Consider the following 12,472-nt stretch of genomic DNA (forward strand, 5'->3'; position numbering starts at 1 on the left):
ATGGCGTATGCCATCCCCGCGCGGATGGGCTATATGTCCGCTAACGTTTCGTCGTCGACGGATTGCCCCGGCTTGGGTCGGCTGCGCGGCCGGAATCGGCGCAGCACCAGCAACCCGAGGGCCGAACCACAGGCTATCGCGAGCGCGGTCCGACCGGCCAGCGCTTGATGGTCGGCGGCTCCGTCGAGCGGCCATTCGTCGGTGTCGTGCGGCAATGCGGTGATGATCGACGGCAGGTACAGCGCGGACAGGGCGAGCACCCCGCTCGGTGCGTATCGGGGCCGGGCGGTGCCACAGCAGTAACCGACCGTCAATGCCAGGGCCACGCTGCCCGCCGCGGTCACGTAGCGATGGTCGTCGGCGGGTTTCACCAGGGCGAATACCGCGAGTCCTGTGATCAGCAGGATGGCGATGAAGGTCGAGGGCAGGCGGATCCCGACGAGCAGTCCGACCGCGGTGACCGCGAGCAGCGCGGCGATGCTCCAACCGGGCCGCGGATCCCCGCCGATCGCCTCGGCGGCGGCGACCAGACTGACCGCCAGATATACCCCGGTGCCGTCGCGCCCGGGTAGCAGCATGGCCGCGGCGGTGGCGGCGATGACCGTCGCGGCGACCGCCATCCCGATTTCGATCGCATGACTGACGTTGGGCGCATGTTGATGCTGCCGCGCCAGCCATTCGGTAATGGCCAGGATCACCAGTGCCAGCACCATCGACGCCAGGATCGGCGTGACCGGAAGTTCGACGGCGATCCGCGGCGGCTTCGATTCCTCGGGCTTGGACCGATTGCGCAGCGTGCTGAGGATAAGCAGGAGCACCGCGACACTGACGAGCCAGCGCGGCGGCGTCTCGAGCACCGCGTACGGATTGTCCTCGGCGATCTCCAGCAGTTCCGCGAGATCACCGAAGACGAAGAAGCCAGCGGCGCCGATCGTGAATCCGACCGCCGGACCCGGTCGGCGCAGCACCGCCGCGCCCAACGCGCCGAGCAGTACACCGGCCAGAATCGAATCCAGATAGTTCTGGGTGGTCAGCAGCTCGGCCGAGGAAACATGGCGTCCGGCAAAGTGATTGATGTCCATGCCGATCGCGCCGGACAGTGCCGCCGCCCATGCCACCAGCGGCCGGTGCGAGGTGATCACCAGCACCGCGACGGCAACCGCGACGATCACCCCGATCGCGGCGCCGCGCGGGACGCTGTTGTTCAGGCTGGCCAACCGATAGGGCGAGCTGTCGGCGCTCCAACCGAAGGTGATCGGCAGGAATAGTGCGACGCCCGCGACCGCGGCCCCGAAGAAGGCCGTGATCGTATCGATCGCATCGCCGATCTTGCGCACCCCGTCGAACTTACCCGCGCTCGATGCCGGATCCGGTGATTGCGCCCATATTGCCCGAATATGTCGGACCTGCGGAAAACGCAGGAAGACAGCGATTACCGCGAGATTGCGCTGATCGGCTATCGGCGGCTGTCCGCGTACCGGCGCAGCGACTCGACCTGCTCGGCATCGAGCGACGGACGCACCGCCGCCCTGGCCGCGGCGACATCCCCGGCGGTGACATCGGCGGCGTTCACATCCCGGCGCATCGCGCTCAATGCGGCTTCGCGCAGCAGGGCACTGCAATCGGCCGCGGAATAGCCGTCCAGGTCGGCGGCGAGCGCGGCCAGGTCGACATCGGCGGCCAGCGGCACCGATTTCCCGGCGGCCCGCAGGATCTCCAGCCGGGCCTCGCCATCCGGCGGCGGCACGAAGATCAGCCGTTCCAGTCGGCCGGGCCGAAGCAGTGCGGGATCGATCAGCTCCGGACGGTTCGTCGCACCGAGCACCACCACGTCGCGCAGCGGTTCCACGCCGTCGAGTTCGGTCAGCAGCGCCGCGACCACGCGGTCACCGACGCCGGAATCGCTGTTGCGACCGCGGCGCGGTGCGAGCGCGTCCACCTCGTCCAGGAAGATCAGTGAGGGCGCGGAATCGCGTGCGCGCTGGAACAATTCGCGCACCGCGCGCTCGGAGGCGCCGACCCATTTGTCCAGCAATTCGGCGCCCTTGACCGCATGCACGCTGAGCTGACCGGTCCCGGCCAGTGCGCGGATCAGGAAGGTCTTGCCGCAGCCCGGGGGACCGTAGAGCAGTACGCCGCGCGGTGGGCGAATACCGAGGCGGGCGAAGGAATCCGGGTGGCGCAGCGGCCAGAGCACGGTCTCGGTGAGGGCCTCTTTGGTTTCGATCATGTCCCCGACTTCATCGAGACTGAGACCGCCGATCGCGAGTTCCTCGGTGCCGGACCGCGATAGCGGCCGGATCACCTCGGTGGCGCCGAGCAGGTCCGGTTGGGTCAGCTCCGGTTCCGAATGTTGTTTACTGGCACGCGAAGCCGCGCGCAATGCCGCCTCGCGACACAGCGCGGCCAGATCGGAGACCACGAAACCTGGTGTGCGCGAGGCGATTTCTTCGATCTTCAGATCCCTGGTCGGTACCTTGCGCAACAGCTGCTCCAGCAGTGCCTTGCGCACGGCGGCGGTCGGCAGCGCGAGCGCGACTTCGCGATCGCAGAGATCGGGTGCGCGCAGCCGCGGATCGATACCGGACGGATGGGCGGTAGTGGCCAGCAGTGCCACGCAGGGTTCGGCGATCGCCGCGCGCAGTTGGTCCAGGATCAGTGTGGCGACCGGTTCGGCCGGTGCGGGCAGCAGTGCGTCGATATCGGTGACGAGCAGGATTCCGCCTCGCCCGCAACCGATTTCGGCCACCGCGGCGGCGACCTCGCGCAACCGGGCACCGCTCTCGGCCGCGCCGACCGTCGGACCATCCAGTTCGACAACGCGCCGCGGCGCGGCCACCGCACGCGCCAGCGTCGCCTTGCCGACCCCGGCCGGGCCGGTGATCAACACCCCGAGATGCGGTGTGGCGCCAAGGGCCTTCAGCAGTTCCGGTTCGTCGAGCGCGAGGCTGAGCCATTCCTGGAGCTTCGCCGCCTGCCCGTGCGCACCCGCCAGATCCTCGACCGGAATGGCCGCATCGCCGACGGTCGCGGTCCAGCCCGCGCCCGCGCCATTGGTCGCGGCCAGCGCCGCGGCCTCGGTGGCCCCTCGCGCGGCCTCACCCGCCGCTACCGGCAGTCCGGCCGCCGCCCGATCGGCGGAATCCCGGGCCGCCACCGCGCTCGCGCCCCAGACCACCGCGGTATTCGGCTGCACACTGACCGGAGCGCGACCGGGGTCGGTCGCGGTGACGGTGAGCAACTCGGTGGTCCACGCGATGCCGAAGGTCCGTGAAAGGGCCTGGGTGGCAGCCGAAGAACTGATATCCGGACCGAGATCGCGGGGCAGCAGCGATACCGCGTCACCGACCGTGACCACCTTGCCGAGCAGCGCCTGCCGCAGCGTCGCCGCCGGAATGGTCCTGGTGGCATGCACCGAACCGCTCACCGAGATCTGCTTCGCGCCGTACACCGTCGCGGGGGAGACCACCACATTCGCGTCCTCGCGCAGGCCCGCGTTGGACAATGTCACGTCATCGAGCAGCGCCACCCCGGCCGGTGTGCCCGCCGGAGCCACCCCGACCACCGCGGCGGTGCGGCGCGCCCCGATCAGCGCGATACCGTCCCATTCCCGCAGGCCGAGCGCGGTCAGCGCCTCCGGATGCAACCGGACCACCCCGCGCCTGGCATCTGCGGCGGAGGGATTCAGTCGAGCGGTGAGCGCTAGTTCTGCCACTGTGCCATTCTGCCCGCGTCGAGGCCCGGTTGGTCAGTGGTCTGCCGGATAGATCCGAGATGCGCGGAAAAACACCGATGGTGAGTACCTGGATCCGCCATTTCCCGTGCCGCCGGAAATTGTGAATGTACTCACGGAACCGAAAACGGCCGCGGTTCGTCGTCGATATCGTCGATCGGACGTGTAATCGCGGCGGTGCGCTCTGACCAGTAATTTCGCCACGGAGGCTGGTACGCCTGTCCGAGTCGATCTCACCGGCATCGGCCGATCGCGCCGCCGCGTTTCCTGATTGCCGAACCCCGATGTGCGACAACGAATTCCGCACGCTAACGTTCTGGTCCCGCCCGTTGTCGGGCGGGACAACAAAGTGGAGGGAATTCAAGAAATGAAGTTCGGAAAGATCACTACTGCTGTCTTCATGGCCGTCACCGCGGTGGGGATTACCGCGGCCACCGCCAATGGGCAGCCCGCCGTGGCGACTGACCAGCCGGCGGCAGTGACCCCGGGGGGCGTAACTTCTGGTGTTGCACACGGAATCAACTACCACACAACGGTTTCCCCAACTGATAAGACCATCACCTGGGCGGTCGACAGCGGCCGATTCGAGCTCGCCTCGGACGGTGCCGCAGTGCTGCTGAAATCCGACGACGGCGCGACGGTGGACCAGGTGCCACTGCGCTCCGAGGTCGCGGGCCTCCCGATCGCGGTGAGTCAGCAGATCAGCGCGGACGGTCACACCGTCGCGCTGACTTCGACGATGACCCCGGCGGACACCGCGAAGCTGAAGGACATCGCGGGGCTGAAGGACATCAGCTCCTACGACCGGCTCATGGAGCAGGTCAACAAGAACCTGCCCGGCATCGTCATCGGTGCCGTCATCGGGGCTTTCATCCCGTTCCTGTGGATCATCAGCATCCCGGCCGGCGCGCTGATCGGCGGATACGTCATGGGCGGCCAGGAGTTCCTGGACGCCGTGATCGCGTTCGCCACCGGTCAGCCCTGATCGTCGCGCCCTAAGCTGAACGCGCGTACGCGGCGCCTGTCCGCCGTGTACGCGCGTTCTGTGTATGGGCCGCTGGTGCCGCGACCGAGCAGCGCGGGCCCTACTTGTCCTTCTGGACGATCCCGGCGGCCACCGCGACCGGGGTATCGGCGTAGCTGGGTGCCAGGCAGACGAGTTTGGCGGTGCCGAGCGCGACATTCGGGCTGCCCTCGAACTCGCTACCCGGATTCTCCGCGAGCACCTTCTCGATCAGCTCCTTCTCCTCGGTGCTGTCCAACTTCTTGAATGCACCGCAGGTGGTGCTCGACGCCGGGCCGAGCGAGGGGTAGCTCACCGTGGTCTTGGTCGTGGTCGGTGCGTCGGCGGCCGTGGTCGCCGCGGCGCCGGTCGCGGACGTGGTGCTCACGGGCGTACTGGTGCCCGTCGCGCCCTTGCGCAGACCGTTCGCGTCGGAGTTGGAATCGTCCGAACTGCCACATCCGGCCAGCGCGACGGCCACCGCCCCGGTGGCTAGGACGATGGCGGTAATTCGCTTGATCACGTGCGTTCCCCGGTAACTCGCGGCGCCGGAGTCTCCGGCGCGTCCGGTGCAGGCTACCGGGTGAGATCGTTTGGGTGTCATAGAGCCCACAGTGCGGTGCGGGCCTTACGTTTTTCCCAACGATCCCCGACGGTCAGTGGATGCGGCTCTGCCAATCGGCGGGCACCCGGCCGCGCGGGCCCGGCACCGGTTGGTCCACCGGATGGTGCGTCGGCGGCGCGAGCTCCGGTCCGCCGCTGTACATCTCATCGGAGCGGAAGTCGAAGAACCAATCCTCGCCCGGCTCATAGCTCTGGATGAACGGATGTCCGGTGTCCTTGGCGTGTTTGGAGGCGTGCTGCTCGGGCGAGGTGTCGCAGCAGCCGATATGGCCGCACTGCGCACAGCGGCGCAGATGCACCCACCAGCCCTGGGCCGCTTCACATTCCATACAGCCCGGACCGCTGGGCGCGACGGCGGGATCGATGCCCTCCAACTCCTGCGTCATCACTGACCTCCTGCATTGGCTTCGGATGCGTCGCCGGATTCCGGCATTTCCTCGGGACGGTGCAGCGGGAGCCAGACCGTGAATCTGGTATCACCCGGCTCGGAATCGAGCCGGATATCGCCGTGGTGCTTATTGACCACGATCCGGAACGAAATATCCAGGCCCAGACCGGTTCCCTCACCGACCGGCTTGGTGGTGAAGAACGGTTCGAAGATGCGGCTGCGCACTTCGGCCGGTACGCCGGGGCCGGTATCGCCGATCTCGATGACGGCGCAATCGTTTTCGTGCCTGGTGCGAATGGTGAGCGTGCCCGCGCCGCTCATCGCGTACACCGCGTTATCGATCAGGTTGGTCCACACCTGATTCAATTCCGCCGCGTAGCAGGGCACTTCGGGCAGTGTCCGGTCGTACTCCTTGACCACCTTGACACCGTCGCCGATCTTGCGGCTCAGCATCACCAGCGTGCTGTCGAGCAGTTCATGGATGTCGACCACTTGGAACGGCGCCCGGTCCATCTGCGAATACTGTTTGGCGGCACCGATCAGGGTGGAGATGCGCGTGGTCGAATCGGCGATCTCGTTCATCAGCAGCTCGGTCTCGATGGTGTAGTTCAGCCATCGGATCGCGCCCTGGAATACCTGGGTCGGACAGCCCTCCAGGGTGGCCGAAACCCGCTCCAGCCAGTCCACATCGAAACCGGCCTGCACGAAATTCGGGGCCAGGTTCCAGCTGTCCTCGATGCCGTGATCCTCCAGCCATTCGCTGAGGATGTCTTCGCGCTCGGAGGCCTCCAGGGTGGTCAGTTCCGGGGCCTTGGCGACCTGGGCGGCGGCCTCCTCCTGCAACCGCACCAGCGCTTCCAAGGATTCGGTGTCGAATTTGCCCTGGGCCATCATGGCCAACTTGTGCCGCATGCCCGCGACCCGATCGCGCAGGCCGGAGGTGGCGCGCACCGCGGCGGCGGCCGGATTGTTCAGCTCATGGGTCAGACCCGCCGACAGCGAGCCGAGTGCGAGCAGGCGCTCGCGCTGGGCGATTCGCTCCGCGGAGTTGCGGTTACCGAAGAACGCGCCCTCGAGCAGGTGCACGGCCATCGGGAACCAGTCGTGCATCATCCGCGCGAAGGTGCCCGCATCCAGGACGAAGAAGCGTGACCGACGGGTCACATACATCGAACCGGTATAGGTCTGGTCGACCTTGTCGCCGAGATAGGCCGTCCACGCGCCCGCGTACGCACCGCGATAGTCGGTGCGCGAGGTCTCGATCTCGGTGCCGCCGGAGAGCTTGGTGAGCTGCACCTCGCCCTCGATCATCACGTAGAAGCAGGTGGCCGGATCGCCCTCGCGGAAGACCAGCCCAGGTTCGATGGTCTCGATGCGGCCATCGGCGCACAGCAGCTCCAGCTGTTCGTCGGTGAGCTTCTCGAACAGAAAGAGGCTGCGCAGCTCCGCGGGATCGCAGACCAGATGACTGCTGCGATCCGCTGTCTCCTTCGAATTCATGGTCCAGCCTCCTATCACGCCAGGTACCGATGCACGAGCATGACCGCCATCGCGCCCTCGCCGACCGCCGAGGCCACCCGCTTCGCCGATTCGGCGTGCACGTCACCCGCGACGAAAACGCCGGGGACGCTGGTCTCCAGGTGATGCGGGGGTCTGGGTAGCTCCCAGCCCGCGGGTCTGGTTCCGTCGACGAGCAGATCGGGACCGGCGAGCACATAGCCCGCCTCGTCCCGCTTGACCACGCCATCGAGCCAGTCGGTCTGTGGTGCGGCACCGATGAACAGGAACAACCGTTCGGCCTCGGCTTTTTCTTCCGCACCGGTCCGGTTGTTGCGCAGCACGATCTGCTGCAGGTGATCGACGCCGTCGGCGGCGATCACTTCGGTATCGGTGTGCACGCGGATATTCGGTATCTGCTCGATCTGCTGGATCAGATAGTGCGACATGGACTTCTCCAGCGAATCCGCGCGAACCACCAGATGCACCGTGCGCGCGTTCCGGGACAGGAAAACCGCCGCCTGCCCCGCCGAATTCGCCCCGCCGACGATGTAGACATCGTGGTCGGCGCATTCGGAGGCCTCGGTCATGGCCGAGCCGTAATAGACCCCGCGCCCGGTGAAATCGTCCACACCGGGTGCGGGATGACGCCGGTAATCCACACCCGTCGCGATGATCACCGTGTGCGCGCAAAGCCGTCCGCCGTCGGCGAACCGCACGGTCCGCGCGGACCCGTTCACTTCTAGCCCGACCACCTCGCGCGTGGTGATCACCTCGGCGCCGAACTTCGCGGCCTGTCGCCGCGCCCGATCGGCCAGCTGTGCGCCGGACAGCCCGTCCGGGAAGCCCAAGTAGTTCTCGATGCGCGAACTCTGCCCCGCCTGGCCGCCGGTCGCCGTGCGCTCGACGAGCACCGTGCGCAGGCCCTCGGAGGCGCCGTAGACGGCCGCGCCGAGTCCGGCTGGTCCACCGCCGACCACGATCAAGTCGTAGAAATCACCGATCGGATTGGTATTCAGCCCGACGCTTTCGGCGAGTTCGCCGTCGCTCGGTTGCACCAGCGCCCGCCCTCCGGCAGTGATCACGACCGGACAGATGTTCGGATCGGCGCCCGCGGCCTCGAGCAGCCGAGCGCCTTCCGGTTCCTCGGCCAGGTACCAGCGGTAGGGCAGCTGATTGCGGGCCAGGAATTCGCGCACTTCCGACGACCGCGGGGACCAGCGGTTGCCGACGACCTTGGTCTCGGTGACGGGTTTGTGGTCGTTGCTGCGCCAGGCCTCGAGCAACCCGTCGAGCACCGGATACAGCTTCTCCTCCGGCGGATCCCACGGCTTGAGCAGATAGTGGTCCAGGTCGACGACATTGATCGCATCGATCGCGGCGCTGGTATCGGCGTAGGCGGTCAGCAGCACGCGGCGCGCGAACGGATGCAGGTCCATGGCCTGCTCGAGGAATTCGATGCCGTCCATGCCCGGCATCCGGAAATCGGCGATCAGCACCGCGACCGGTTGGCCGCGCAGTTTCATCTCACGCAGTGCGTCGAGCGCCTCCGCACCGGACTCGGCGCGCAGAATCCGGTAATCAGCCCCATAACGGCGGCGCAGGTCACGTACGACCGCGCGGGAGACGCCCGGATCGTCGTCGACACTGAGGATGGCCGGTTTCGTAGCAGCGGGTGCAGTCACCTATCGAGTATGGAACGCTCGTCAAACGCGATGCTCGCGCACCAAGTCGAGTTCGGTAGGCGTGAGCAGTCGCTCGAGTTGTTCATCCGTGACCAGCGGGTGGGTGGTGCGGGGTGCGGAGATGTCTCGGGTAGCGCGGATCTCGGGCTCGATAGGGGGAAGCAGCGGAACCTGATCCGCGTGCCGACGATGTAAGAGCGAGCGCAGTTTCACGGCCGATCACCTCACGCTTGACGGAAAAGCTTGTGGCAGTGTCTGATGCTTCGTCTATCCGTCATTGTGCGCCCGCCATTACAAGGCCGGGTCATCAAATCGCGAAAAAGTGACCCATTTGTCTTCCAACAGCCGCCGACTAGGCTGTTTGCCGAAACGTCAAGTAGTGCTAGACGGACGTCCGTCGCACAGTTCTCCGGAGGCAACGTTGCCGAAGAATATCGAAGCCACGATCGAGATCGCGGCACCGCCAGAACAGGTCTGGGCCGTCGTCGCCGATCTCAAGCGGATGCCGGAGTTCAGCCCGCAGTGTGTGCGGATGCTCGCGCTCGGCACACCGAAGGCCGGCACCTGGACGATCAACCTCAATACCGACGGCAAGAAGTACTGGCCGACCACCGCGCGCATCGTGCGCTATGAGCCCAACCAGGCCTTCGCATTTCGGATCAACGAGAACCGCAGTATCTGGAGCTACACGCTGGAGCCGACCGCGACCGGCACCCGGCTGATCGAACGCCGTGATGTGCCCAATGGCACCACCTGGTTTTCCCGTAAGTCCATCGACGCCGCGATGGGCGGCGAGCAGCCGTTCGAGGAGCTGCTCGAACGCGGGATGAACGAAACGCTCGCCAAGATCAAGTCCGCGGTGGAGGCGGCTGTCTAGAACCCATCGCGCCCGGCACTCGAAGAACCCCATCGGCCCCGCGCTCGGGTAGCGTTTCCTGAACACGAGTCAGGCCCGGTCCGCATCATCGGGCCGGGCCTGACTCGTGTTCGATGCGCACGGGAAACCGGCGGTCGGTGGGGGAGGTCGCGTTCCTCGACGGCGGACTCGTGCGGCGGGGTGCCGATCCGGATACCTGGCACACAAGAATGTTCACGCGATGGAACCGTTTCGAAAGCCGGTGCGTCCATTACTGATACAAGTGCCTGGATCCGACCGGAACTCCACTCCACCCTGTGAACCGTCCTACGGGCCGGGCAGGTTTCTCGGCGGCTGGCATGTACGTGATCGCGTGTGAAGGAGAGTGTCGAGTTGGCCGGGTTTCTAGGGGTAGACATCGAGGTGTTGAGTAAGACGGTTCAGTCGCTGCGCGGCGCCGAGCAGGTTCTCAACGATGCGATGAACGCGATGAAGGAAGGCAGCCACGGCGACATCGGGACCAAGACTCTCAACGATGCCGCCGACAGCTTCCAACGGCGATGGAGATTCGGCATCGAACGGATCGGTGAGTCGGCCAGGGCGACCGCGGACGGTGTCGCACAGTGCCTCGATGCCTATCAACAGACCGACCAGGCATTTGCCAAGGTGGTCGAGCAAGCCGCGAGCGTCGTTGACGGACAGCCGACCACCTCGGCCACCGCATGAGCCAGAACCCTTACCCCTACCTCGGTTTCGATCCCGTCCCGGGCGCTCCTGACGATGTGGCGGGGCTGCGCGGGCAGATCAACACAGCCGCCGAGGCGGTCAAGGAAACCAATCAGCTGTTGAACGGTCTGCGCAACAGCAACGACAATGTCTGGAAGGGCGAGGGCGGCGATGCTTTCCGCGCCCATTTCGATGCCACCCTCGCCCAGGATCTCGGCTACGCACAGAATTCCCTCGAAAAGGCCGTCGGGCTCCTCGCCGAATGGCACACGGACCTGGTGGGCTTCCAGGACACCGCCAAGGCTTTGGAAGCCGAAGCCGCCGAGGCCAAAGGGCAGTACAACAGCGCGCTCCAAACATTGCAGCAAGCTCGGTCGAATACAGACCTGGGTCTGGGCAGTATGACCTTCACCGATCCGGTTGAGTTGCAGGCCGCGCAGACCCGCCTCAACGCGGCCACCGCGCAGGTCAACGCTGCCGTCGCGGCAGTCAACACCTGGGAAGGGAACGTCGATTCGATCATCCGTCGCGCGCGGGATCTCGAAAGCACACATGACACCGTTGCCCGGCGGATAGCCAGCGAACTGGATGCGGCCGCAAAGGATTTCGCGCCCAGCCCGCCGGACAAGAGCATCTGGGATCGCATCACCGATGCCGTAAAGTCTCTGGGCGAATGGATCGATCAGCACCGCGAGGGAATCCACCAGGCGCTCTCGATTATCGCCGCGGTCGGCAGTGTTGTCGCCGTCTGCACCCCTCCGCCGTTCGACATCATCGGGTTCGCGGTCGCGGCCGCCGCAACCGGTGGCCTGTTAGCGCTCGATCTATCCGATCCAGAAATACGACAAGGACTCGCGAACGGTGAGCTCGACGCATGGAAGAAGGTCGGCCTGGACTCCCTGGGGATTGCGCCCGTCGGAGGTGCCGGTATTTCCTCCTTGAAGGTCGGATGGAATTTATTCAAGGGCGGTGAGGCTGTCGCGGCGGGTGCACATGCCGCTCAGGAAGTCAGCGTTGGTGAACGGTTCGGAGCCGCAGCATATAACGCTCTGACGCACGAGCCCCTTCTGTCGTCGAAGATTGTCGGTGGTCTCGGGGCATCAAAGGCTGCCGAGTTCCTGCATCTCGATGGTGCCGCGACCAAAGTACTGCAATTCACCGGCGTTGCCGGTCCGTATGCTTCCGTTTCCGGTGTCGAGGCGGTAGACATTTTTGCTCGCTCGGGTAAGGCGGTGTCAGCCATGCTGAACCCTGTGCTCGGAGGCGACTGATGGCGGAAAATGAAACGCCGATAAATTTCTCGATTACTGTCGATATCCCGCAGGGCTTTATGGAGCTCCCCCTCGACACCATCGATGAATCTATCGCCCAAGCGGATTCGTTGTTCGGTTCGCTAGGCGCTGGCACAGTGACTTCCGCCGCTCCCGCGGTGCTCCAGGCCTTGAGAGTCCTTCTTTCCCGCCTCGCGCAGGTCAATACCGCCTACTGCGGCCTCGGCAGGCACGTGTCTGCTGGTGGGCGGCAGATCTCGTCGACACTGACTATTTCATTGACAGAGTACGGTGAGCAGAGAAATCCAAGGTTGACACTCGGTGACGTGCTGACCGGCCGACTGGCCGCCGGTGAGAAATTCAAGAATGCCGAGTTCGTCGAATTACCAACGCGTCCCGTCTTGTTGCTCGACCGAGTGAAACCCACGCCAACTCCTGATCTCCCCGGGTACGACTTGTCCGAGCCGCAGCAGCAGGTCTACCAACTCGAGGCAGTCGTGCCATCCCCGGATGGCTCGGCTATCGCGGTTATCGACCTATCCACGCCATTTGTAGATAGCGGCGAAGAGTATCTTTCGATGATTGCTGCAATGGCGGCGTCGATTGAGTTCCGGTTATTACCGAGACGGTCTGCCGGTCCATCGTCGTTGGATTTGTAAGGGTTTGGCGATGTCTCGTAACGTAGATTC

12 protein-coding genes are annotated in these 12,472 nt (G+C 65.5%); 5 read left to right on the forward strand and 7 right to left on the reverse strand.

Annotation, left to right across the window (positions count from 1 at the left end):
• Window positions 1-29: 29 nt before the first annotated feature.
• Window positions 30-1,337, reverse strand: a complete 1,308-nt coding sequence (locus tag ACQP1T_RS03565) for a hypothetical protein (protein WP_433758525.1) — start codon at window positions 1,335-1,337, stop codon at window positions 30-32.
• 119 nt (window positions 1,338-1,456) lie between these two features.
• Window positions 1,457-3,715: an AAA family ATPase gene (locus ACQP1T_RS03570; RefSeq protein WP_433758526.1), complete on the reverse strand. Its 2,259-nt coding sequence runs from the start codon at window positions 3,713-3,715 to the stop codon at window positions 1,457-1,459.
• A 385-nt stretch (window positions 3,716-4,100) separates the two neighbouring features.
• Between ACQP1T_RS03570 and ACQP1T_RS03575 the strand changes: the two genes are divergently transcribed.
• On the forward strand, window positions 4,101-4,718 hold the full coding sequence (locus tag ACQP1T_RS03575) for a hypothetical protein (RefSeq protein WP_433758527.1): 618 nt from the start codon (window positions 4,101-4,103) through the stop codon (window positions 4,716-4,718).
• 100 nt (window positions 4,719-4,818) lie between these two features.
• Here ACQP1T_RS03575 and ACQP1T_RS03580 read toward each other — a convergent pair whose 3' ends face one another.
• The 5 genes from ACQP1T_RS03580 to ACQP1T_RS03600 all read right to left on the reverse strand — a co-directional run bounded on the left by ACQP1T_RS03580 (window position 4,819) and on the right by ACQP1T_RS03600 (window position 9,143).
• Window positions 4,819-5,259 (reverse strand): hypothetical protein, encoded by a 441-nt coding sequence (locus tag ACQP1T_RS03580; protein WP_433758528.1) that lies wholly within the window; start codon window positions 5,257-5,259, stop codon window positions 4,819-4,821.
• Between the two features lie 133 nt (window positions 5,260-5,392).
• Window positions 5,393-5,746 carry a UBP-type zinc finger domain-containing protein gene (locus tag ACQP1T_RS03585; protein WP_433758529.1) on the reverse strand — a complete coding sequence of 118 codons (354 nt, stop codon included), beginning with the start codon at window positions 5,744-5,746 and terminating at the stop codon, window positions 5,393-5,395.
• The gene (locus ACQP1T_RS03590) at window positions 5,746-7,248 is read right to left on the reverse strand and encodes an ATP-binding protein (protein ID WP_433758530.1); all 1,503 of its coding nucleotides are present in this window, start codon (window positions 7,246-7,248) and stop codon (window positions 5,746-5,748) included. Before ACQP1T_RS03590 ends, ACQP1T_RS03585 begins: the two co-directional genes overlap by 1 nt.
• Before the next feature lie 14 nt (window positions 7,249-7,262).
• Window positions 7,263-8,930 (reverse strand): FAD-dependent oxidoreductase, encoded by a 1,668-nt coding sequence (locus ACQP1T_RS03595; RefSeq protein WP_433758531.1) that lies wholly within the window; start codon window positions 8,928-8,930, stop codon window positions 7,263-7,265.
• Between the two features lie 21 nt (window positions 8,931-8,951).
• Window positions 8,952-9,143 carry a hypothetical protein gene (locus ACQP1T_RS03600; RefSeq protein ID WP_433758532.1) on the reverse strand — a complete coding sequence of 64 codons (192 nt, stop codon included), beginning with the start codon at window positions 9,141-9,143 and terminating at the stop codon, window positions 8,952-8,954.
• Window positions 9,144-9,351: 208 nt separating this feature from the next.
• On the opposite strand from ACQP1T_RS03600, the gene ACQP1T_RS03605 reads away from it, so the two are divergent.
• The 4 genes from ACQP1T_RS03605 to ACQP1T_RS03620 all read left to right on the forward strand — a co-directional run bounded on the left by ACQP1T_RS03605 (window position 9,352) and on the right by ACQP1T_RS03620 (window position 12,442).
• Window positions 9,352-9,807, forward strand: a complete 456-nt coding sequence (locus ACQP1T_RS03605) for an SRPBCC family protein (protein ID WP_433758533.1) — start codon at window positions 9,352-9,354, stop codon at window positions 9,805-9,807.
• Window positions 9,808-10,161: 354 nt separating this feature from the next.
• Window positions 10,162-10,512: a hypothetical protein gene (locus ACQP1T_RS03610; protein WP_433758534.1), complete on the forward strand. Its 351-nt coding sequence runs from the start codon at window positions 10,162-10,164 to the stop codon at window positions 10,510-10,512.
• Window positions 10,509-11,783 (forward strand): hypothetical protein, encoded by a 1,275-nt coding sequence (locus ACQP1T_RS03615; RefSeq protein ID WP_433758535.1) that lies wholly within the window; start codon window positions 10,509-10,511, stop codon window positions 11,781-11,783. Before ACQP1T_RS03610 ends, ACQP1T_RS03615 begins: the two co-directional genes overlap by 4 nt.
• A complete protein-coding gene (locus ACQP1T_RS03620; RefSeq protein WP_433758536.1) occupies window positions 11,783-12,442 on the forward strand; it encodes a hypothetical protein in 660 nt (219 codons plus the stop codon). The genes ACQP1T_RS03615 and ACQP1T_RS03620 overlap by 1 nt, the downstream gene beginning before the upstream one ends.
• The last annotated feature ends 30 nt before the right edge of the window (window positions 12,443-12,472 follow it).

The sequence above is a fragment of the Nocardia sp. CA-135398 genome (genome assembly GCF_050955845.1).
GTDB lineage: Bacteria > Actinomycetota > Actinomycetes > Mycobacteriales > Mycobacteriaceae > Nocardia.

Excerpts from the sequence above, each read along its gene's own strand:
- ACQP1T_RS03585 (WP_433758529.1), bottom strand. The coding sequence starts at position 5,746 with ATGACGCAGGAGTTGGAGGGCATCGATCCCGCCGTCGCGCCCAGCGGT.
- ACQP1T_RS03620 (WP_433758536.1), top strand. The coding sequence starts at position 11,783 with ATGGCGGAAAATGAAACGCCGATAAATTTCTCGATTACTGTCGATATC.
- ACQP1T_RS03575 (WP_433758527.1), top strand. The coding sequence starts at position 4,101 with ATGAAGTTCGGAAAGATCACTACTGCTGTCTTCATGGCCGTCACCGCG.
- ACQP1T_RS03615 (WP_433758535.1), top strand. The coding sequence starts at position 10,509 with ATGAGCCAGAACCCTTACCCCTACCTCGGTTTCGATCCCGTCCCGGGC.
- ACQP1T_RS03590 (WP_433758530.1), bottom strand. The coding sequence starts at position 7,248 with ATGAATTCGAAGGAGACAGCGGATCGCAGCAGTCATCTGGTCTGCGAT.